Below are 20202 nucleotides of genomic sequence, written 5' to 3'. Positions count from 1 at the left end.
CTACGAGCGTATGCCCGACGGCCGGATGTTCTGGTTGAGCTGGAACAGGTTGGTCGGGTCGTACCGGTCCTTGACCGCGACCAGCCGGTCGTAGGTGTCCTTCGGGTAGGACGGCCCCTCCCCGCCGAAGTTCACGTACGCCGCCGCGTCCGGCCCGACCGCGCGAGCCGCCTCGCGCGCCCACGACACCGCCGACGGGTAGCCGGAGGCGTCGGCCGAGCGGGCCACCACGTTCAGCAGGAACGGATGGTTCCGGTTGCCGAACGCGGTCGCGTCGGCCGGCACCCGGCCCATCGCCCCGCCGAGATGGTGGATGTGCAGCTCGGACATGGCGTTGGGCAGCCGCGAGTAGGCCTCGACCAGGGGTGCCGGGTCGAGGTCGTCGAAGAACGCCGACCGGAAGTAGTTCCAGACTCCGCGCGGATACAGCGGGTCGAGCATGCTCTGCATCGCCGAGTAGGGCATCGGGCCGAACAGGTCGGTGACGACCGGCGCCAGCGACCGGAACGGCCGGGTCGCGGCGTCCCCGTCGGCCAGGTTGCCCGACCAGACCCCGAGCACCGCCACTACCGGTTTTCCGTGCACCTCGGCCGGCAGGAACGGCAGGGGCGGCGCGGTGGTCAGGTTGACCGCCAGGGACAGGTCGTCGGACGCGGAGAGAGAGGAGAATCCTTCCAGCACCCGCGCGGCATCCGAGCCGTGGTAGAAGACCAGCCCGGCGAAGACCGTCGGCCCGACCTCGTGCAGCCGGAACTCGAACGACGTGACGACGCCGAAGTTGCCCCCGCCACCCCGCAGGGCCCACAGCAGCTCGGGATGCGATTCCTCGCTGACGTGCAGGTATTGCCCGTCCGCCGTCACGACGTCGGCGCCGATCAGGTTGTCGCAGGTCAGGCCGCATCGGCGGACCAGCCATCCGATGCCGCCGCCGAGCGTGAACCCGGCGATGCCGGTGGTCGAGATCAGGCCGCCGGTCACGGCCAGCCCGAACGCCTGGGCCTCCGCGTCGACGTCGCTCCACAGGCAGCCACCCTGCGCGATCAGCGAATGCCGGGAGGGCGAGACGCGGACACCGCGCATGAGACTCAGGTCGAGGACGATCCCGTCGTCCACAGTAGAGAATCCCGGAATGCTGTGCCCGCCGCCGCGAACCGCGAGCGGCAGACCTTCACTTCGCGCGAACTCCACGGTCCGCAACACGTCCGCCACCCCGCGGCAGCGGACGATCAGCGCCGGCCGGCGGTCGTGGGCGCCGTTCCAGATGGCTCGCGCCTCGTCATAGCCCGGGTCGTCGGGCCGGATCAGATCGCCGCGCAGAACCGAGGCGAGTTCGCCGAGTGTGGCTTCTCCAGTAGTCATGGCAGACGACGCTAGGAAGGCGGCCTTTGCATCGCCTTAGCGCGCGCATAACCGAGCCGGCAGCCGAGGCGGCCGAACAACTCCAGGGCCACCCGGCCATGGCGTTCCGACGCCGGGTCGTCCGGCGCCAGCTCGCGGGCCAGCAACCGGGTCCACGCCTCCAACCGCAGGTATCCCTGCGGAACGAACGCCTCCACGGCCTGCGAGGTCAACGAACGGGCCCGGCCGCGATCCCCCGCGAACAGCTCGACCACGGCAAGATCGAGCAAGGCCCCGGCGACCCCGGGTCCGTCGTCCACCGACTCTCCGTGTTCCCATGCCGTACGCGCGAGCCGCCGCCCCTCAGCGAAGTCGCCGGCCGCCGCGGACAGCAGACCGAGGTTGGCCAGACTCAGGTTTTCGCCCCGCCGGTCCCCGAGTCGCTGCCGCAGCCGCAACGCCTCGCGCAGATGCGAGAACGCCGGATCGAACAGCCGCGCGTCCCGCTCGACGCAGCCCAGATGGTTGAGCGCGTGGGCCAGCCCGGCCGGGTCGTCGATCCGCGCGAACTCGTCGACCGCCTGCGCCGTCGTCGACCGGGCCGCGTCCAGATCACCGGCCAGCCGATGGACGTAACCGAGCGCCGACAACACGTAGCCGCGGCCCTGCACGGCACCGACCCGGCGACCGAGCAGCCACGACTCCTCGAACACCGGCACCATGGCGTCGCCGACCGGCGCCAGCGGCAGGCAGAACGTCACCGCCGGCAGAAACGGCGGCGCGCCGGGGTCAACGGATTTCAAACTGGTCAGACAGTCGTCGAATCGGCGCGCTGACGTGCGTACGTCCTCCCGGAAGAGCGCCGCCAGCGCGGCCAGGAAATGGGCCGTCGCGGCGACCGCCGCGGGCGGGTCGCCCTCGCTCTCGGCGAGAGCCACCCGCTCCACCTCGTCGATCTCGGCCACCCCGACCAGCAGCACGCCGCGCATGAGCCGGGCCCAGGCGAGACCGGGGCGATCGGCGGCCTTGACGGCCTCATCGGCCAGGATCGGCAGCCGGGCGCTGAGCCCCCGGCGGGCCTCCAGGACCGCCAGAGCGAACAGCGCCCGCGTACGGTCGGCCGACGGTTCCGTCCGCACCGCCAGAACCCGTTCCAGCCATCCCGCGCCCTCGGCGAAATGGCCGCGGGCCAGCCAGTAACGCCAGAGGCTGACGCCCAGTGACAGGGCCCGGGCCGGGTCGTGCCGGACCGCCCAGCCGAGCGCGGCCCGCATGTTGTCGTGGTCGACGTCGAGCTGTTGCGGCCGCTCGGCGACGATCCCGGACCCGCGATCGGGATCGCTGTCGACGGCCAGCTTCAGGAAGTGGCGGCAGTGGGCGGCGTCGAACGCGTCGGTCTCGCCGGCCTCGGCCAGCCGTTCGCGCCCGAGCTGGCGGATCGTCTCGAGCAGGCGGTAGCGCGAGCGGTCGCCGGTGCGCTCGATCTGCACCAGCGACTTGTCGACGATCCGGCCGAGGCAGTCGAGCACGTCGCCCCGCCCGAGCCGTCGATCGGCGCGGCCCTCCTCATCCGGCGGCGCGGAGCCGTCGGCGCAGACCTCCTCGGCCGACTGTAAGGAAAAACCGCCGGCGAAGACCGACAGCCGGCGCAGCAGGATCTGCTCGTCGGGGGCGAGCAGCGCGTGGCTCCACTCGAGGGCCGCCCGCAGCGTCGCGTGCCGGGTGATCTGGCCTCGGCGCCCGAGCAGCGAAAGCGCCTCGTGCAACCGCTCGGCGATCTCCACCGGCTCGAGGTGGGACGTGCGGGCGGCGGCCAGTTCCAGCGCGAGCGGGATGCCGTCGAGGCGCCGGCAGATCTCGGCGACCGCGGCCAAGTTCCCGTCGTCGACCACGAAATCGGGGCGCACCTCGCGAGCCCGGTCCGTGAACAGCCGGACCGACGCGGTCTCCCGCAGCGACGGCACGCGGAAGGTGATCTCGCCCGGCGCGTGCAACGGTTCCCGGCTGGTCGCCAGCAAAGCCACTCCCGGGCAGGCGCGCCGGACCGCGCTCGCCAGCTCCGCGCACGCGCCGAGCAGGTGCTCGCAGTTGTCCAGGATCAGCAGCAGATTTCGGGACACCAGCCGGCCGACCAGGGTCCGCAGCGGGCGCGAACCGGCCGCCGGGTCGAGGCCGAGCGCGGCCGCCACCGCGTCCGGCACCAGCCGCGGCTCGGCCACCCGGGCGAGATCGGCGAACCAGACACCGTCCGGGTAGGAGTCGAGCAGGCGCCGGGCCGCCTCCTCGGCCAGCCGGGTCTTGCCCGCGCCGCCGACCCCGGTCAGGGTCAGCAGGCCACCCGCGGCCAGGAGGCGGTGCACCTCGGCGATCTCGCGCTCCCGGCCGACGAAGCTGGTCAGGGCCGGGGCCAGATTGTCGCGGGCCGGCCGCGGTTCGCCGCCGCCGGTCAGAAGATCCCGGTAGAGACGCTTGGACTCCGGGTCCGGGTCGCTTCCGTACGCCGCGAGCAGATCGTCCCGGAGCCGCTCATAACGAGCCAGCGCCTCGGACCGGCGACCGGCGTCCGCGAGCTGCCGCATCAGGCCGCGTACCGCCCGCTCGTGCAGCGGATCGATCTCGAGCGCCCGCTGCAGCGACGCCACATCACCGAGGTCGACGAGCAGCTCGCACAACAGCCCCCGCAGTTCGGCCCGCGGGCCGGCCGCCCAGTCCTCGAAACGATCCTCCGGCAGCAGGTCGCCGGTGTAGGCCGCGACCGCCTCCCGCCGGGCCGCCGGACCACCGGCCGCCAACTCCCGGAACCGGCTGACATCGACCTCGACCGGCGCGTCCACCCGCAGCACCACCAGGTCGTTCTGCAACTCCATCAGCCCCGCCCGGGCACCGTCACCGGCGAGCACCCGCCGCGCCACATGCAGGGCCTGATGGAGGTTGTTGAGCGCCGGCCCGGCCGGCTTGCCCGGCCACAACAGGTCGAGCAGCACGTCGCGGTGCAGCCGCTGACCGGGCGCCAGCGCCAGCAGTTTGACCAGCGTGCGGGCCTTGCGCAGCCGCCACTCACGGGGGTCGACGGGTGCCTCGTCCCGATCGATCCCGAACTCACCGAGCAGCCTGATCCGCACGCGCCCCATCACAGCAGGGGACGCCCCGCCGATCGAGGGCCCGCCAGCAAACCCGACAGTCAGAAATCCTGGCTGCCGCGGCGCCGCTCGATGTCGTCGAGAACCTCCGGGTCCCACTTCGAGGCGTTCCAGTCGTCGCCGCTGACCTGCATCGTGCGGTGGCCGGACGGAATCTCCAGGCCGGTCTCGCCCCGGATCTCGGACCGCACCACGATCACGCCCACGACCAGGACGGCGACGGCGGCGATCCGCATCGCGGCGTCGGTGACGATCGCCGCGTTCACCGTCGGCACCAGCGACGGCAGAACGTACGCCAGTCCGATCAGCAGCAGGCTGGTCGACATCAGCACGTAGCCGAGAACGCCCGGCCCGGCCGGTCGCAGCCCGTGGGCGCTGACGATCCAGACGATGGCGGAGATCAGCAGGCCGATGACGCAGACCAGCCCGACCAGCCCGGTGAGCGTGGTGCCGAGCACGACCGACACCTGCGTGCCGACCGAAACCGGATCGGCCGCCCCGCTGCGGATCGCCGCATAACCGGCCAGACCGAGCGCCGCGACCGCCACGACCACGAACGCGTAGCCCGCCGCGAACCGGATCACCCGCCGGCTGGCCACGGCAAACGTCTCCTCCGCCGCCCCCGGCGGCCGCCGGCTCACCGAGTGCCCCCGCACATCTCGCATAGCATGCCCGGCAAGATACCCGTCCTCGCGAGGGAGTCCGAAGGATGCGTACGTGGAAAGTGCTCGCGATCCTCGCCCTGATCGTGGTCGCCGCGGGCGGATACTGGCTCGGCCGCTCAACCTCTCCCGAGCCGGCCGCGGCTGACCAAAGCTACGCGGCGGGCGTACGCGACGGCCGGGCCGAGCAGGGCACCCTCAGCCTCCCGGCGACCGACAAGCAGATCTTCGACGCCGGCTACGAGGCCGGCGCGACCGACGCCTTCGCCGGCTTCGACGGCGGCTGGGACCACAAGATCCCGTACGCGATCGTCCTCACCCCAGGCGACGGCATCACCTACCAGATCGCCTCCCGCGTCGAGTTCACCCCCGGCGTCGCCTACTACCTCTGCCCCGACGGCCACTCGGTCTGCCACCAGCCCCGCTGAACCGCCCGGAACCGCGCCCAGGGGACGCCGGGGCCTTGCGGATCAAGCGGGGGCAGCGGGGAGAAGCTCGCCGAGGAGGGTCTCGACGCGACCCTTGATCTCGTCGCGGATCGGGCGTACGGCCTCGACGCCCTTGCCGGCCGGGTCCTCCAGTTCCCAGTCCTCGTAGCGTTTACCGGGGAAGACCGGGCAGGCGTCGCCGCAGCCCATCGTGATGATCACGTCGGAGTCCCGCGCGGTCTCGTATTCCAGGCGCTTCGGGCTCTGGCCGGTGATGTCGATGCCGACCTCCCGCATCGCCTCGACCGCGGCCGGGTTGATCTGATCGGCCGGTTCGGAACCGGCCGAGCGGACCTCCACCGCATCACCGGCCAGATGCCGAAGCCAGCCCGCGGCCATCTGCGAACGGCCGGCGTTGTGCACACAGACGAACAGGACGCTGGGCTTGTCGGTCATCACGAACATCCTCTTGTCGGAGACGGGGCAGTCACGGGGTCGTGGTGACGACGACCTCGTCGGCCGCCACACCAACATGTGGGTAGAGCGCCGCCAGCAGGCCGACGCCGACGAACAGACCGACGATTTGGGCCAGGAGGAACCCGGGAATCGATGCCGGGGCGATCCCGGCGAACGTGTCGGTGAAGGCGCGGCCGATCGTCACCGCCGGGTTGGCGAAGCTGGTCGACGAGGTGAACCAGTACGCCGCGCCGATGTAGGCGCCGACCGCCGCCGGAGCGGCCGGTGCCCGGCCGGACCGGGCCAGCGCGAAGATCAGCATCAGCAGGCCGGCGGTCGCGACGACCTCGCCGATCCACAGATGCGGTGCGCTGCGGTCCTTGTGCGAGAACGTGACCGCGTCGAGGGCGAACATCAGATTCGCCAGCACGGATCCGGCGATCGCCCCGGCGATCTGGGCAACCGCGTAGCCCGCCAGGTCAGCGCCGGTCAGACCGGTTCCGGTGCGGCGGCCGAGGAACCAGTCCGCTGCCGACACCACCGGGTTGAAATGCGCTCCCGAGACCGGGCCGAACGTCAGGATCAGGGCACCGAGCGCCAACGCGGTCGCGACCGAGTTCTCCAACAGCTGGAGGCCGACGTCGTGGGGCGAAAGGGTGGTGGCCATGATGCCGGAGCCGACGACGGCCGTGACCAGGAGTGCGGTGCCGGCGAACTCGGCGAGCAGCCGACGCCACGGGGCGATGTGGGGCATGACGAGCGGACTCCGGTCTGTTCGGGGCGGCCGCGTGGAACCGGCCCGCGGGTCGTCGGGCATGCGGTCCGCGCGGCAGGGGACGATCGGTGGTCAGTCTCGGGGCGGACCTTCGACGGTGGGTGCGATCCGGTTGATGCGGTTTTCCAGGTCTGTGTAGGCGGCCTCGAACGCCTCGTCGGTGTCGACGCGGACGGGGTCGGGAATCGACCAGTGCAGTTGGGGCCGCACGGGGCCGGCGAGGTCTTCGTGGGCGTTGTCGCAGACGGCGATGACCAGGTCGCCGTCGTGCACCACGTCCGCGACGTGGGCGGTGTGAGCCGGGTCGAGGGCGAGGCCGTGCCGGTGGGCGACCTTCACCGCCCGGGGGTGGACGCGGGCCGCGGGACGGGTGCCGGCCGAGGTGACCGCCCCGCCGACCCGGTCGCGCCACAGGGCGGCGGCCAGCTGGGAGCGGGCGGAGTTGTGGGTGCAGACGAAAACGACCCGCTCCCCGGCGTGCAAAGGGGGCGGGGTCAGAGAGGCGAGAACGGCCGGGTCGAGGCGCAGGTAGGTGCGGCGGCGGTCGCCTTCGGAACGGCTCCGCCCGACCAGGCCGGCCTCGTGCAGGACCTTGACGTGGTGGGCGACCAGATTGGTCGGCATGCCGAGGTCGGCGCCGATCTCCCCGGGTGAGGCGTCACCGAGCGTCAGCGCGTCGACGATCGCCAGCCGGGCCGGGTCGCCGAGCGCGGCGTGCACCCGGGCCCGCGCCAGGAGAGAAGGGTCAGCGTTCATTGAGTCAATGGTGGCTGGCCTATCCGGTCCGCGTCAAGCCGTGGGGGTCAGGCATCCGGGGTCAACAGCGTCGCCAGCCGGCGCATCAGGCCAGGCCGGGGCCAGTAGTAGACCCAGCTCGCACGGCGCTCCGAGCCGACCAGGCCGGCGGTGCGCAGGACCTTCAGGTGGTGCGAGATCGTCGACTCGGACACCTCGAACGCCGGGGTCAGGTCGCAGACGCAGATCTCCCCGCCGGGCGCCGACGCGATCATCGACATCAGTTGGAGCCGCACCGGGTCGCCGAGGGCTTTGAAGGCGGCCGACAGCGACGCGGCGGCCTCGGCATCCACCTTCTGCTGGGCCATCGGCGGGCAGCACGGCGCCTCGGCGGCCTGATCGAGGAGGGGACCCGGATTCGACATAGGTCGACCTTGACATGAGTCGAATCCGCGTGCAAGTGTCGGATTCGACAGTCATCGGATCCAATAACTATCAAATCCATGGGTCCGTGTTCGAGAGGAGACGACGATGACCGAAGACAGGGCCGCGCAGGGTGGTTTCGCTACGGATCCGGCGGCCGCGCCCGCCGTGTCCAGCGCAGGCGGCTGTTGCGGCAGCACCGCGGTGGCCACCACGCCGGGGCCCCAGGCGGCGAATTCCAGCCCGTGCTGTGGCAGCAGCGCCGAGGCGTCGGCCGAAAACTCGTGTTGTGCGAGCGTGGCGAAGACGGAGGCGGTCGCGGCCGGTCAGGGCTGTTGCGGATGACCACCCCAGCCGAACTCTACGCGGCGCCCGAGTCGACGTGGCAGGACGCCACCGGCCACAGGCGGCTGGCGTTCGGACGGCAGGTGATGCCACACCTGGCGCCGGCTACAGTTTCATCGTTGATCGGCGATAGACGATGAAGTTGGTGGATGATGGCCGACCTGCTCGACCGTACGACCGCGGAGACGTACGCCTCCTGGTTCCGGGCCCTCGCCGACCCGTCCCGGGTGCAGATCGTCGAATATCTCGCCCGGCAGAACCGGCCGATGGCGGTGGGCGAGATCGTCACCGCGGCCGGCCTGGCCCAGTCGACCGTCTCGCAGCACCTCAAGATTCTCGCCGACGTGCGATTCGTGCTGGTCGAAGCGGTCGGCACGGCCCGGCACTATCGCATCAACAGTCGCTGCGTCGATGGCTTCCCGTCCGCCGCCGACATCGTCATGGGCCATCCCGCCCCGAGCCTGATCGGGAGCTGCTGATCAGGGTGCGCCCGAAGCCAACCGCGGACGCCGAAGCCTCATCGTCCTCTGAAGGAGTCTCTCCGTGAACGCCACCTTGACGGTCGCCGTGATCGGTGCCGGACCTGTCGGCCTGGCCGCCGCGGCGCATCTCGCCGAACGCCGTCTGCCGTTCGTCGTCCTGGAAGCCGGCGACAGCCCGGCCGCCGCGATCCGGGAGTGGGGACACGTACGCCTGTTCTCGCCCTGGCGATTCGACATCGACGCCGCGGCAGCACGGCTGCTCGCCGACACCGGCTGGGCCCGCCCCGGCGACGACAGGCTGCCCACCGGCGCCCAACTGGCCGACGACTACCTGCAGCCGCTGGCCGACCTGCCGGTCCTGAAGGACAACATCCGGTACGGAACGCGGGTCGCCGCGGTCACCCGGCTCGGGCTGGACCGGCTGCGCGGCACCGGCCGGGACGAGACGCCGTTCCTGATCCGGCTTGCCGACGGCGAGGACCTGGTCGCCCGCGCGGTCATCGACGCCTCCGGAACCTGGCGGACGCCCAACGTTCTCGGCGCCTCCGGCATCCCGGCACACGGCGAAACCGCCGCCGCCGCGTACGTCGAAAGCTCTTTGCCGGACGTCCTGGGCCGCGACCGTGACCGATTCACGGGGTCGCGGGTTCTTGTCGTCGGCGCCGGGCACTCGGCCGCGAATACCTTGCTCGCGCTCGCCGAGCTGGGTTCAGGAACCACGGTGACCTGGGCGATCCGGGCGGCGAGCCCGGCCCGGGCCTACGGCGGCGGGACCGGCGACGCGCTGCCCGCCCGCGGCGCCCTGGGAACCCGGCTGCGAGAGAGCGTCGAGTCCGGCGCGATCGAGCTGATGACCGGATTCGGCATCCAGCGCGTCAGCCCTGGGCCGGACGGCGTCGTGGTCTCCGACGGCACCCGCGAGATCACCGTCGACCGGATCGTCTCGGCCACCGGTTTCCGGCCCGACCACACGCTCGCCTCCGAGCTGCGCCTCGACCTCGACCCGATCGTCGGTTCGACCCGTGCTCTGGCCCCGCTCATCGACCCGAACGAGCACTCCTGCGGGACGGTGCCGCCGCACGGCGTCGCCGAACTCACCCATCCGGAATCGCACTACTACGCGATCGGCGTCAAGAGCTACGGGCGGGCGCCGACCTTCCTGCTGGCTACCGGGTACGAGCAGGCCCGCTCGGTCGTCGCCGCGCTGGCCGGCGACTGGGAAGCCGCCCGGGAGGTTCGCCTCGACCTGCCCGAGACCGGTGTCTGCGACAGCAACCCGATCGGGAGTGGCGACGGCTGCTGTAGCTGACGGTGCCGGCGCGCCGAGGCCGACCAAACGCCGGCCCGACCAGGAATGACCGCCTTCCGCACAACGAGATCCTCCTGTGGGCCGGCGAATAACCGGGTCGAGGACGGCTCGCTCATCGGACATGATGGGCGGATGTGGACACGGGGGCCGTGGCGATATCTAGGTTGGCTGGCGTGGCGACAGAAGGGACGGATCGGTCTCGGCTCGCTCTGGAGTTCCCTTTGGATGATCAGTCTCGCCGTCACGCCGTACCTGATCTCGCAGGCGATCGACCGCGGCCTGCGGCCGCGGCACCCGGGCCCGCTGGTCGCCTGGGCCGGCGCGATCTTCGTGGTCGGCATGGCCAACGCGGTGCTCGGCATCATGCGGCACCGCACGATGACCCGGATCCGGCTGGACGGTGCGCTGCGCACGGCCGACGCGGTGATGGCGCACGCGGTCGGGCTGGGGTCGGCGCTCCCCCGGCGGATCACCGCCGGTGAGGTGGTCACCATCGGCATCGGGGACGTGTGGCTGGTCGCGCGGGCCTTGACGGTGACGGGTCCGGGGGTGGGCGCGCTGGTCGCGTACGTGGTCGTGCTGGCTCTCCTGCTGCACATCTCCGGCGTGATCGCCCTGGTCACCTCCGGTGGAGTGGTGGTGCTCGGGGTGCTGCTCGGGCCCCTGATGAGCCGGCTGAACAACGCCGGCGGCGAATACCGGGAGCGCCAGGGCCGGCTCGCCACCCGCCTGGTCGACGTGCTCGGCGGGCTGCGCATCCTCAACGGCCTCGGCGGCAAACCGGCCCATCTGCGCCGCTACACCGCCGAGTCGGAGACCGTGCGGGCCGAGGGCTACCGGGTCGGCGGCGTGCTGAGCTGGATCTCCGCGCTGGGTGACGGCCTGCCGACCATCTTCCTGGCCGCGGTCACCTGGCTCGCCGCGCGGCTCACGGTGCGGGGTGACCTCACGGTCGGGGAACTGGTCGCGGTTTACGGGTACGTGGCGATCCTCGTCGTTCCCACGTGGATGTTCATTTTCAGCGCCGGCGACGTGAGCCGTGGCGTGGTCGCGGCCCGCCGGATCGTCACGTTCCTGCGGCTGCCGCTGGAGCCGCCGGGCGACGGCCCAGCCCCCGATTCGCCGGCCGTCCTGCGCGACCCGGAGTCCGGTGTGGTCGCCGAGCCGGGCCGGCTGACCGTGCTCGCCTCGGCCCGTCCGCAGGACACGGCGGCGATCCTCGACCGGCTCGGCCGCTACGGCGAGACCGAAGCCACCTGGGGCCCCTACCCGCTGGCCGGGGTGGCGAAGGCCCCGGTCCGCGCGCGGATCCTGGTCGCCGACCACGAGGCCGACCTGTTCTCGGGCACGCTGCGCGACGTCGTCGCGGGTCGCACCGCGGCGGGCGACGAGGCGATCCAGCGGGCGATCACCGCCGCGGTCGCCGGCGACGTGGCCGGTCTCGACCACCACATCGAGCGGGACGGCCGCAACCTCTCGGGCGGGCAGCGGCAGCGGGTCCGGCTGGCCCGGGCGCTGCTCGCCGACCCCGAGATGCTGCTCGCGGCCGAGCCCACCTCGGCGGTCGACGCGCACACCGAGGCCGCGATCGCCGAGCGGCTGACCACCGCCCGGGCCGGGCGCGGCACGGTGCTGGCCACCACGTCACCGGTGCTGCTCGACCGGGCCGACGTCGTGCACTACGTGGTCGACGGGCGGATCGCGGCCTCCGGCACCCATCGGGACCTGCTGGAACACGACTCGGGCTATCGCGACCTGGTCAGCCGTACGTTCTCGGCGGCCGAGGAGGCGCGATGAGCGCGACCACCCTCCCGATCGCCGCCACCCGGGAGGTGGCGAGGGCCGCCGGCCGCCTGCTCGCCGCCGACCGGCGGGCCGTCGGTTTCACGCTGCTGCTCAACGTGCTGTCCGCGCTGGCCGCCCTCGGTGCGCCCTATCTTCTCGGCCGGATCATCGACGACGTCACCGGCCCGAACCGCGGCGACCGCATCGATCTGCTGGCCGGGGCCGTGCTGGCGTGCGCGTTCGCCCAGACGCTACTCGCGCGGTGGGCCTTGCTGCTCGGCTACCGGTTCGGTGAGCGCTCGGCGGCCCGCATCCGCACCGGTTTCCTGTCCCGCGCGCTGGCGCTGCCGGCCTCGGTGGTCGAGCGGGTGCCGCCGGGTGACCTGGCCGCCCGCGGCACGACCGACGTGGACGCGGTCGCGGGCACGCTGCGCGACGTGCTGCCCACCGTCTTCGTGGCCGGCATGCAGGGGTTGTTCCTGGTCGGCGCCGTGCTCGTGCTCGATCCGCTGCTCGGCCTGGCCGGCCTGCTCGGGCTCTCCGGCATCATCCTGGTCGGCCGCTGGTACCTGCGCCGGGCGCGCGACGCCTACCTCGAAGAGGGCGCGGCCAACTCGGAACTGGCCGAGGAGTTGGCCGCGACCACGGCCGGGGCGCGCACGATCGAGGCGTTCCGGCTGCACGAGTCGCGGCTGGCGGTGGGGCGGGCGGCGATCGCGCGGACCAAGCGCAGCCGGCTGGCCACGCTCCGGCTGCGGTCGGTCTATTTCCCGGTGACCGAGGGGTCGTACAACGTCCCGGTCGTGTTCGTGCTGCTGGTCGGCGGGCTGCTCTACTTCGACGGGCGGGTCACGCTGGGCACGGTCGCCGCGGCCACGCTCTATCTGCGCCAACTGGTCGGCCCGATGGACACCATGCTGATCTGGCTCGAGCAGCTGCAGAGCAGCAGCGCCTCGTTCGCCCGGATCGAGGGGCTCGCCGCGGTGCCGCCCGGCCCCGTTTCCTCCTCTTCCCTCCCGGCCGACGACCGCATTTCGGTGGAGGGCGTCCGATATGCGTACCCGGGTGGCCCGGATGTGCTGCACGACGTGAACCTGACCGTGCAGCCGGGTGAGCGGCTGGCGATCGTCGGGCTCTCCGGGGCCGGCAAGTCGACCCTCGGCCGGCTGCTGGCCGGGATCGACCGCCCGCCGGCCGGCACGGTGACCGTGGGCGGTGTCGCGGTGGCCGACCTTCCCCCGGACCTGCTGCGCCGGCAGGTCGTGCTGGTCACCCAGGAGCACCACGTGTTCCGGGAGTCGCTGCGCGACAACCTGATGGTGGCGGCGCCCGACGATCGCCTACGCGAGGCTTTGCGTACGGTCGGCGCGGATTGGGCGTCCGACCTCGACGCCGACCTGGGGGAAAACCCGCCGACCGGTGCCCAGGCGCAGCAGCTGGCGCTCGCCCGGGTGCTGCTCGCCGACCCGCACACGGTGATCCTCGACGAGGCGACCGCGCTGCTCGACCCGCGGGCGGCCCGGGCGGCGGAACGGGCGCTGGCGGCGGTGCTGCACAACCGTACGGTCATCGCCATCGCCCACCGCCTGCAGACCGCCCACGACGCCGACCGGATCGCGGTGATGGACGCCGGCCGCATCATCGAGCTGGGCACCCACGACGACCTGATCACGCGCGACGGGCCGTACGCGGCCCTCTGGCGGCAGTGGCACGGCTGAGCCGGGCGCTACGGTGGGTGGCAACTCGACCGCAACCGCGTTGTCCCCCGGGTGGGACCCGTCGTGCGGGATGATCGAGACGCGCCTCGGCTCGGAAGCGCAGGGAGGTGCGAATGACGGCGGACGTGGCAGTTCGCGACGACCGCGCGCTCCTGGTCGAACTCGAGGGCGGCCGGTGGATCGACGAGTTCGCCGAGATCCGGCTGCGGGCGGCCGAGTTGCGGGTGCGCGCCGCCCAGGCCGGCGACGAGGAGGCGGTGCGCCGCTGCGACATGCTCGTCGCCGACGTGCTGCTGCGCGAGGGGCACCTCGGGCCGGGCGGGCACAGCGCGCACCAGACCCAGGAGTGGGCGGAGAAACACGGCCGGCCCTATGTGGAGGCGCGCGCCCACCGCGTGCTGGCCAACTTCTACCGCCTGCTCGGGGACTTCCCGGAAGCGCTGGTCCACGGCGTACAGGGGGTGGCGAAGCTGCCGCCGGAGGCGGCGCCGGCGGTCCGTGGCCGGCACCTGATCATGCTGGCCTGCACCCTGGACGACATCGGTTCGTTCGACGAGGGCGAGTCGCGCTACCGCGAGGTGCTGCGCATCGCGGCCGAGATCGGCGACGACGGGCTCGCCCTGCGGGCGCTCAACAACATGACCTTCAACGCGTACGAGGCGGGCGACGAACCGGCGGCGAGCGTGCTGGCGGCGCGGATGCGCGAGGTGGCCGCCCGCGGCCGTGCGCTGACCGCGAAGGAGCTCGACACGATCGCGCGGGTCGAGCTGATGTCCGGGCGATACACCACGCTCGAGGCCACGCTCGCCGGGGTGCTCGACGGCACGGTCCTCGACGCGGACGGAGACGGCGCGGCGGAGTGCCTACTCACGCTGGCCGAGGCCCGCCGGCTCAGCGACCGGCCGGCGGCGGCCCAGGTCGCGCTCGACCGGGCGGTCGAGGTGTGCGAGCGCAGCGGCCTGGCCCGGGCGCGCGCGCAGGTCCGCCGGGAACAGGCGGCGCTGTTCGCGGCGGCCGGCCGGTACAAGGACGCCTACGAGGAGCAGTTGCGCTACCAGGACAGCCTGTCGACGCTGCAGAGCACCCAGCGGGAGGCCCGCGCCCGCGCGATGCAGGCGATCTTCGAGGCCAACGAGGCCCGCCAGGCCACCGAGCAGTTCCGCGAGATGGCCCACCGGGACGCGCTGACCGGCCTCTACAACCGCCGCTACGTCGACGAGCAGCTCCCGAAGATCCTCGCGCGCGGCGACACCCTGTCGGTGGCGATCCTCGACCTCGACCACTTCAAACAGATCAACGACACGCTGTCCCACGCGACCGGCGACGCGGTGCTCCAGCAGCTCGGCCGGCTCCTGCAGGACCGCACGACCGGCCCCGCGGTGGCGGCCCGGCTGGGCGGGGAGGAGTTCCTGCTGATCCTGCCCGGTCTCGACGCGCCCGCCGCCGCGCTCCACTGCGAGCACGTGCGGCGGGTGATCCACGACTTCCCGTGGGCGACGATCACCGGCGTGCTGCCGGTGACGAGCAGCGTCGGCGTCACCACCGCGGCCGGCGGCACGACCGCGCGGGCGCTTCTCGCCGCGGCCGACCACAACCTCTACGTGGCCAAACGCACCGGCCGCGACCGCGTGGTGGCGTAGGCCGGGCGGCCCCCGCCGGTCGGCCACCTGTGCTAATTCGTTCGGGTACGCGCTTGGATCCGGCGGCCGGGGCTGATTGGATGGGCGTGGGCCGTCCTGATCGGATCGAGGGGTGGCGATGATCTTGTCGAAGGGGCCGCGTGCGATGGTCACGCTGCTGCTCGTGACCATCGGCCTGGGGTTGAATCTGAGAGCCTCGATACTTCTCGGTCCGCACCTGCACGAGCGGTTCGGCGTCACGCCCGATCGATACGTCGTCCTGATCGCGCTGCCGGTGCTGGTGGCGGCGCTGGTGCGGTTGCCGGTGGGCGTCCTCACCGACCGGTACGGCGTACGCGTGATGTTTCCCGCCATCAGCCTGGTGGCCGCCGCGTCGGCGGCCGGTCTCGGCCTGGCCGGCTCGTTGCCGTTGGCCGTCGTCGCCGGCACCGCGGCCGGAACGGCGAGCTCCGCGTTCGTCGTGGGGGCCGCCCTCGTCGCGCGGATGTCTCCGTACGGCCGGCGCGGCCGCGACCTGGGGGTGTTCGGGCTCGGGGTGGCACTCGCCGTGATCTTGTCCGCCGTCTCCTGGCTCGTCGACCGCGACGGGCGGCTGACCGCCCTGGTGCTCGCCGGGTTGCTGGTGACCTTCGCCGGGCTGGTGGCGACGCTGATCCGGGAGCCCGCCGGGGTCGATCGCACGAGTTCGCCGCTGCGGGAGTGCGCGGCGCTGACCCGGCTCGCCTCGACCTCGTCGGTAACGCTGCTCTACGTTCTCGCGCTGAGCGGCATGCTGTCGATCTCGGTGTTCCTCCCGGTCTATCTGGCCACCGCGCTGCACATCGGATGGACCCCCGCCTTGGCGATCACCGGAGCGGTGGTCACTCTGGCCGCCGCCGCCCGGCTGGTCGGCGGATGGCGGGCCGATCGCCACCCGACCGCCCGGCGGCTGGTGATCTGGTACGGCATCGCCGCGGTCCTGTGCCTGGTCGTCGCGCCGGCGCCACCGTCGTGGCTCGCGGTCACGGCGATCACCGGGATCGCCGTCTGCGACGGCCTGGCCGGTGGCGCCCTGCTCGCGCTGATCGGCAAGGCCGCGCGGCCCTACAGCGTCGGCGCGGTGATGGGCGCGACCGGCGCCGCCGGTGCCCTCGGCGCGCTCGTCCCGCCGCTGCTGTTCGCCGGCCTGCAGGGGCTGACCCACTCGTACGCCCCGGGCTGGGTCGTGGTGGCGGCGGCGCTGCTCGTGGCGGCCCGGTACGTCCAGACCCGTGACCTCCGCGTCGGCCTGGGTCTCGCGGTCGGGTTCCGCCCCGCTCTCAGCCCGACCGCGACGACCGTGGCGGTCCTCGGCGAGGCGGACACCCGGGTCGGTGCCGCGGCGGTGGTGGCCGGGCTCGCCGAGCTGGCCACCAGCGACGAACTGGTCGTCGTCTACGGGGTCGACGACCTGGGAATGCTCGGCCTCAGCGCGGCCGGCCTGGCCGCCGGTCTCCGCGCCCGCCTGCCCCGATACCGGGTCGTCGCGGTGCCGGTCGACGAACACCCCGACCGGCTCGGCCGCGATGCGCTCGTCCTCGGCGAATACGTCGATGCCGGCGCGCTGACCATCGCGGTCACCCGGACGGCGAGCCAGCACCACGTGGCCGCCGACCTGTCGATCTATCTGCAGGCCGACCGGATCCTCGCCGTCGGTTACGACCCGGCCGAGGGCGCCGACCTGCGCCCGGCCTGAGACTCCGCGGAGCTTGCGCCGCGGATCCATGCAGGCGTGGACACCTCTCTCCGGCCGGGCGAACGCATCCTCTGGAGGGCCGGCCGTCGCGGCCACCGGTCGTCGCCGAGCGGCCGGACGGCTCGGGCAGCCTGGCGTTCGCCCACGTTTCCCGGCTTCGCCGACGTCTTCACCGTCGGCCGCCGACAGAGCCGGCACGTCTGGGCCGACGAGCCGTCCACGACCCCGATCCTGCGGGAAGTCCCGGACGTCCGCCGGCTCCGTGACTACGTCGCCTACGCCCAGACCCAGTCGCCGGCCTGAGTCATCGGGCCAGACACGCCACCGAGAGGACGGCCGCGATCACGCCGTAGAGGTGGACGGTGTGCAGGCGCTCGCGGAGAAACGACCGGTTGAGCATCAGCGTGACCGCCGGATAGAGCGACGCCACGACGGCCGCGGGAGTGAGCGCCTCCGCGGCCGAGGCGACAAAGGCCGCGTCGGCCAGCACATCGGACACGCCGACGGCCAGGACCGGAACCCGGAGCCGCAACTTGGGCCGGATCAGCACCGCCAGAACCAGTCCGATGAGGCCCTCGGTGATCCGCGCGAAGGTGATCGCCCACAGCTGGTCGGCCGCGCCCGCCTCGTGCAACAGGACGAAATAGGCTCCGAACCCGAGCGCCGCCCCGAGCGCGCACAGGTTGGCCAGCCGCTGCGTACGCGGTCTCTGCCCACCCGGCACCGGCCAGCTCGCCAGGGTGACCCCGGCCAGCCCGCACGCCACCCCGAGCCCGGCCCCCAGCCCGAGCCGCTCGCCGTGCAGCAGACCCCAGCCGACCGGCACCAGAGCGGCGACCGCGGCGACCGGTGCCACCACCGCCGCCGAGCCGTCCCGCATCGCCCGATAGAGCAGGCCCATCGCCGGCAGCCCCAGGAACCCGGCCACGACCGCGGGCCAGACCCGCCCGTCCCACACCGGCGCGACCCCGCGCACCGCGACGACCAGCAGCGCCAGCACCATGGCGGCCAGGTTCGACCCGATCAGGATCGTCAGCACCGGCATCCGCCGGCCGAGCACCCCGGCCAGGAAGTCCGACGTCCCCCATCCGGCGGCGGCCCCGAGGGCCGCCGCCAACACCCATCCCACGCCGCTCAGCGGCTTCCGCCGTCAGCACCCATACGGCCGATCATGCCGACGGCGAAGGGCCCGGTCAGTCGCCCGTAAGCGGCCCTCCGACCGGCCTAATCCGCCCGGCGCTCAGAAGTTGTCCGCCGGTGCCGGCGCTGTATCAGACGCGCTCGCCGGTGCCGGCGCTGTTTCAGACGCGCTCGCCGGTGCCGACATTGCTTCAGATGCGCTCGCCGGTGCCGGCGTTGAAGAGGTGCACCTCGCCGGTCTGCGGCTTGACGTAGACGGTCTCGCCGAGGTTCGGCTGGTGGTGCCGGGTGGTCCGGACGACGAACCGCTCGTCGGAGCCCTCCAGCAGCGTGTGACCGTAGACGTTGACGTCCGAGCCGAGGTCCTCGACCAGGTCGACCTCGAGCGGCAGCCCGGCATCACCCTCGGTGACCAGGTCGGTCTCCTCGGGCCGGAAGCCGACCGTGATCTTGCCGTCGCCACCCTCGGCCGCGGCGACCTGCTCCCGCGTCAGAGGTACGGCCAGCGGGCCGAAGTCGGCCCCGGTCTCGGTGATCAGCACGGTCTTGAGGTTCATCGCCGGCGAGCCGATGAAGCCGGCGACGAAGACGTTGCCCGGGGTGTCGTACAGGGTGCGCGGGGTGTCGACCTGCTGCAGCAAGCCGTCGCGCAGAACCGCCACCCGGTGACCCATCGTCATGGCCTCGACCTGGTCGTGCGTCACGTAAACCGTGGTGACACCGAGCTTGGCCTGCAGGGTCGCGATCTGCGAACGGGTCTGCACCCGCAGCTTCGCATCGAGGTTGGAGAGCGGCTCGTCCATGAGGAAGACCTGCGGCTCACGTACGATCGCCCGGCCCATCGCGACCCGCTGACGCTGGCCACCCGAGAGCGCCTTCGGCTTGCGCTGCAGATATTCCTCCAGCTGCAGAAGCGCCGCCGCCTCCTTGACCCGGCGGTCGATGTCGGCCTTGCTGGTGTGGCGCAGCTTGAGGGCGAACGCCATGTTCTCGTACACCGTCATGTGCGGGTAGAGCGCGTAGTTCTGGAACACCATCGCGATGTCCCGCGCCTTCGGAGGCAGGTTGGTGACGTCGTTGCCGCCGATCAGGATGCGACCACGGTCGACATCCTCCAGACCGGCGAGCATGCGCAGGGCGGTCGACTTGCCGGAACCGGAGGGGCCGACCAGAACAAGAAACTCACCCTCCTCGATGTCCAGGGTGAGTTCGTCGACCGCGGGGCGCTCGGTTCCGGCATAGATCCGGGAGGCGTGGTCGTAAGCGACAGTGGCCATGTGCGCGACTTCCTTTCGTCCGCTACCTGAACCGTAGGAACGAGATCACCCCGGCGACCAGAAGAGATGTCATGGATCACACAACGGCCCCGGCCACGGGGATCAGCCGGACCCTACGGGGAGCGAGGCATCCGTCACCTGCCGCACCAGACATCCCGGTTTGCGTGCAGGCGTCACGCCGATCATCGCTCCAGGAATGGGCTCGTCGTCGCCGGCCCAAGAGGTCGATTCTCGGCGGCTCTCCCCGGCAGTGTGACCCATGCCACACGGCTCGGCGGCAACCCTTTCCGATGGTTGTCACCGTCTAGGCACCATGCAACCGACTCGCCCCGCCGGCGACAGCGATCCGGGGTCCGCGCGGGCCCGGGCCCGGGTGCCCCGCCCTATGCCCGAGCCCGCTCCCGCTCGACATTCGGGGCCGCCGGCCGGGGGTGGTGCGGTCGGCAGCGCATCAGTGGGCGCCACCCGACCGGCCGGCCGCGCCCCGGTCGGCGGCGGCGCCGGCGGCCGGCCAGCGGCGGCCCGCGCGGCGGTGCGCCCCAGCGGCGGCGCACCCGGCCCGGGTGGATCAGGCAGCTTCGGCGGGCCGGGCGGTTCCGGCGAGCCCGGCGAATCCAGCCGGCCGGGCGGGCCGGGCGGTTCCGGCGAGCCCGGCGAATCCGGCCGGCCGGGCGGCTCCGGCGGCCCGGGCGGTTCCTGCGGTAAGAAGCTGGCCAAGCGGCGTCGGCGGACCAACATTCTGACCGCGGCCGCGGCGGTGGTGGTCATCTTGTTGGGTGCCGGGGTGGTGGGTGGCACGTATTTCTTCGACAGTGTGGAGTTGCCGCAGCCGGTC

General features: G+C 72.5%; 17 protein-coding genes and 1 pseudogene. 9 read left to right on the top strand and 9 right to left on the bottom strand.

Features of this window, described 5'->3' with window-relative positions:
• The 3 genes from AB0M88_RS32865 to AB0M88_RS32855 are packed head-to-tail and all read right to left on the bottom strand — an operon-like array spanning position 1 to position 5143.
• On the bottom strand, positions 1 to 1359 hold the full coding sequence (locus tag AB0M88_RS32865; protein ID WP_364109282.1) for an FAD-binding oxidoreductase: 1359 nt from the start codon (positions 1357 to 1359) through the stop codon (positions 1 to 3).
• A gap of 11 nt (positions 1360 to 1370) precedes the next feature.
• Positions 1371 to 4460: a BTAD domain-containing putative transcriptional regulator gene (locus AB0M88_RS32860; RefSeq protein ID WP_364109279.1), complete on the bottom strand. Its 3090-nt coding sequence runs from the start codon at positions 4458 to 4460 to the stop codon at positions 1371 to 1373.
• Positions 4461 to 4519: 59 nt separating this feature from the next.
• Positions 4520 to 5143 carry a hypothetical protein gene (locus tag AB0M88_RS32855; protein ID WP_364109277.1) on the bottom strand — a complete coding sequence of 208 codons (624 nt, stop codon included), beginning with the start codon at positions 5141 to 5143 and terminating at the stop codon, positions 4520 to 4522.
• A 44-nt stretch (positions 5144 to 5187) separates the two neighbouring features.
• On the opposite strand from AB0M88_RS32855, the gene AB0M88_RS32850 reads away from it, so the two are divergent.
• Entirely contained in the window at positions 5188 to 5568 is a 381-nt protein-coding gene (locus AB0M88_RS32850; RefSeq protein WP_364109275.1) for a hypothetical protein, read from the top strand.
• Positions 5569 to 5610: 42 nt separating this feature from the next.
• Here the strand turns inward: AB0M88_RS32850 and AB0M88_RS32845 are convergent, their stop codons facing one another.
• The 4 genes from AB0M88_RS32845 to AB0M88_RS32830 form a co-directional block, all read right to left on the bottom strand.
• A complete protein-coding gene (locus AB0M88_RS32845) occupies positions 5611 to 6024 on the bottom strand; it encodes an arsenate reductase ArsC (RefSeq protein WP_364109273.1) in 414 nt (137 codons plus the stop codon).
• A 31-nt stretch (positions 6025 to 6055) separates the two neighbouring features.
• On the bottom strand, positions 6056 to 6778 hold the full coding sequence (locus AB0M88_RS32840) for an MIP/aquaporin family protein (RefSeq protein WP_364109271.1): 723 nt from the start codon (positions 6776 to 6778) through the stop codon (positions 6056 to 6058).
• A 93-nt stretch (positions 6779 to 6871) separates the two neighbouring features.
• Positions 6872 to 7555: a helix-turn-helix domain-containing protein gene (locus tag AB0M88_RS32835; protein WP_364109268.1), complete on the bottom strand. Its 684-nt coding sequence runs from the start codon at positions 7553 to 7555 to the stop codon at positions 6872 to 6874.
• A gap of 47 nt (positions 7556 to 7602) precedes the next feature.
• Positions 7603 to 7959 carry a metalloregulator ArsR/SmtB family transcription factor gene (locus AB0M88_RS32830; RefSeq protein WP_364109266.1) on the bottom strand — a complete coding sequence of 119 codons (357 nt, stop codon included), beginning with the start codon at positions 7957 to 7959 and terminating at the stop codon, positions 7603 to 7605.
• A gap of 492 nt (positions 7960 to 8451) precedes the next feature.
• Here AB0M88_RS32830 and AB0M88_RS32825 point away from each other — a divergent pair, with 492 nt between their 5' ends.
• The 7 genes from AB0M88_RS32825 (at position 8452) to AB0M88_RS32795 (ending at position 17253) form a co-directional block, all read left to right on the top strand.
• Positions 8452 to 8781, top strand: a complete 330-nt coding sequence (locus AB0M88_RS32825) for a metalloregulator ArsR/SmtB family transcription factor (RefSeq protein ID WP_364109264.1) — start codon at positions 8452 to 8454, stop codon at positions 8779 to 8781.
• A 64-nt stretch (positions 8782 to 8845) separates the two neighbouring features.
• Entirely contained in the window at positions 8846 to 10093 is a 1248-nt protein-coding gene (locus tag AB0M88_RS32820; RefSeq protein ID WP_364109262.1) for an FAD-dependent oxidoreductase, read from the top strand.
• A gap of 225 nt (positions 10094 to 10318) precedes the next feature.
• The gene (locus tag AB0M88_RS32815) at positions 10319 to 11890 is read left to right on the top strand and encodes an ABC transporter ATP-binding protein (protein ID WP_364109259.1); all 1572 of its coding nucleotides are present in this window, start codon (positions 10319 to 10321) and stop codon (positions 11888 to 11890) included.
• On the top strand, positions 11887 to 13596 hold the full coding sequence (locus AB0M88_RS32810; RefSeq protein ID WP_364109257.1) for an ABC transporter ATP-binding protein: 1710 nt from the start codon (positions 11887 to 11889) through the stop codon (positions 13594 to 13596). The genes AB0M88_RS32815 and AB0M88_RS32810 overlap by 4 nt, the downstream gene beginning before the upstream one ends.
• A 113-nt stretch (positions 13597 to 13709) precedes the next feature.
• Entirely contained in the window at positions 13710 to 15236 is a 1527-nt protein-coding gene (locus tag AB0M88_RS32805; RefSeq protein WP_364109254.1) for a GGDEF domain-containing protein, read from the top strand.
• A gap of 118 nt (positions 15237 to 15354) precedes the next feature.
• On the top strand, positions 15355 to 16950 hold the full coding sequence (locus tag AB0M88_RS32800) for an MFS transporter (protein WP_364109252.1): 1596 nt from the start codon (positions 15355 to 15357) through the stop codon (positions 16948 to 16950).
• 36 nt (positions 16951 to 16986) lie between these two features.
• Positions 16987 to 17253, top strand: a complete 267-nt coding sequence (locus tag AB0M88_RS32795) for a hypothetical protein (RefSeq protein ID WP_364109250.1) — start codon at positions 16987 to 16989, stop codon at positions 17251 to 17253.
• Position 17254: 1 nt separating this feature from the next.
• Here the strand turns inward: AB0M88_RS32795 and AB0M88_RS32790 are convergent, their stop codons facing one another.
• Positions 17255 to 18079 (bottom strand): EamA family transporter, encoded by an 825-nt coding sequence (locus tag AB0M88_RS32790; protein ID WP_364109248.1) that lies wholly within the window; start codon positions 18077 to 18079, stop codon positions 17255 to 17257.
• Positions 18080 to 18281: 202 nt separating this feature from the next.
• Positions 18282 to 19367, bottom strand: a complete 1086-nt coding sequence (ugpC, locus tag AB0M88_RS32785) for a sn-glycerol-3-phosphate ABC transporter ATP-binding protein UgpC (protein ID WP_364109246.1) — start codon at positions 19365 to 19367, stop codon at positions 18282 to 18284.
• A 454-nt stretch (positions 19368 to 19821) separates the two neighbouring features.
• Between ugpC and AB0M88_RS32780 the strand changes: the two are divergent.
• Positions 19822 to 20202: pseudogene (locus AB0M88_RS32780) on the top strand (hypothetical protein); the annotation flags it as partial.

Source organism: Actinoplanes sp. NPDC051411, from assembly GCF_040682075.1.
In the GTDB taxonomy this organism is placed as follows: Bacteria; Actinomycetota; Actinomycetes; order Mycobacteriales; family Micromonosporaceae; genus Actinoplanes.
The sequence above is the reverse complement of the archived record's forward strand: the minus strand, read 5'-3'. Positions and strand labels throughout refer to the sequence as shown.

Excerpts from the sequence above, each read along its gene's own strand:
- AB0M88_RS32805 (WP_364109254.1), top strand. The coding sequence starts at position 13,710 with ATGACGGCGGACGTGGCAGTTCGCGACGACCGCGCGCTCCTGGTCGAA.
- AB0M88_RS32800 (WP_364109252.1), top strand. The coding sequence starts at position 15,355 with ATGATCTTGTCGAAGGGGCCGCGTGCGATGGTCACGCTGCTGCTCGTG.
- ugpC (WP_364109246.1), bottom strand. The coding sequence starts at position 19,367 with ATGGCCACTGTCGCTTACGACCACGCCTCCCGGATCTATGCCGGAACC.
- AB0M88_RS32840 (WP_364109271.1), bottom strand. The coding sequence starts at position 6,778 with ATGCCCCACATCGCCCCGTGGCGTCGGCTGCTCGCCGAGTTCGCCGGC.
- AB0M88_RS32815 (WP_364109259.1), top strand. The coding sequence starts at position 10,319 with ATGATCAGTCTCGCCGTCACGCCGTACCTGATCTCGCAGGCGATCGAC.
- AB0M88_RS32850 (WP_364109275.1), top strand. The coding sequence starts at position 5,188 with ATGCGTACGTGGAAAGTGCTCGCGATCCTCGCCCTGATCGTGGTCGCC.
- AB0M88_RS32810 (WP_364109257.1), top strand. The coding sequence starts at position 11,887 with ATGAGCGCGACCACCCTCCCGATCGCCGCCACCCGGGAGGTGGCGAGG.
- AB0M88_RS32855 (WP_364109277.1), bottom strand. The coding sequence starts at position 5,143 with ATGCGAGATGTGCGGGGGCACTCGGTGAGCCGGCGGCCGCCGGGGGCG.
- AB0M88_RS32825 (WP_364109264.1), top strand. The coding sequence starts at position 8,452 with ATGATGGCCGACCTGCTCGACCGTACGACCGCGGAGACGTACGCCTCC.
- AB0M88_RS32865 (WP_364109282.1), bottom strand. The coding sequence starts at position 1,359 with ATGACTACTGGAGAAGCCACACTCGGCGAACTCGCCTCGGTTCTGCGC.
- AB0M88_RS32845 (WP_364109273.1), bottom strand. The coding sequence starts at position 6,024 with ATGACCGACAAGCCCAGCGTCCTGTTCGTCTGTGTGCACAACGCCGGC.
- AB0M88_RS32835 (WP_364109268.1), bottom strand. The coding sequence starts at position 7,555 with ATGAACGCTGACCCTTCTCTCCTGGCGCGGGCCCGGGTGCACGCCGCG.
- AB0M88_RS32830 (WP_364109266.1), bottom strand. The coding sequence starts at position 7,959 with ATGTCGAATCCGGGTCCCCTCCTCGATCAGGCCGCCGAGGCGCCGTGC.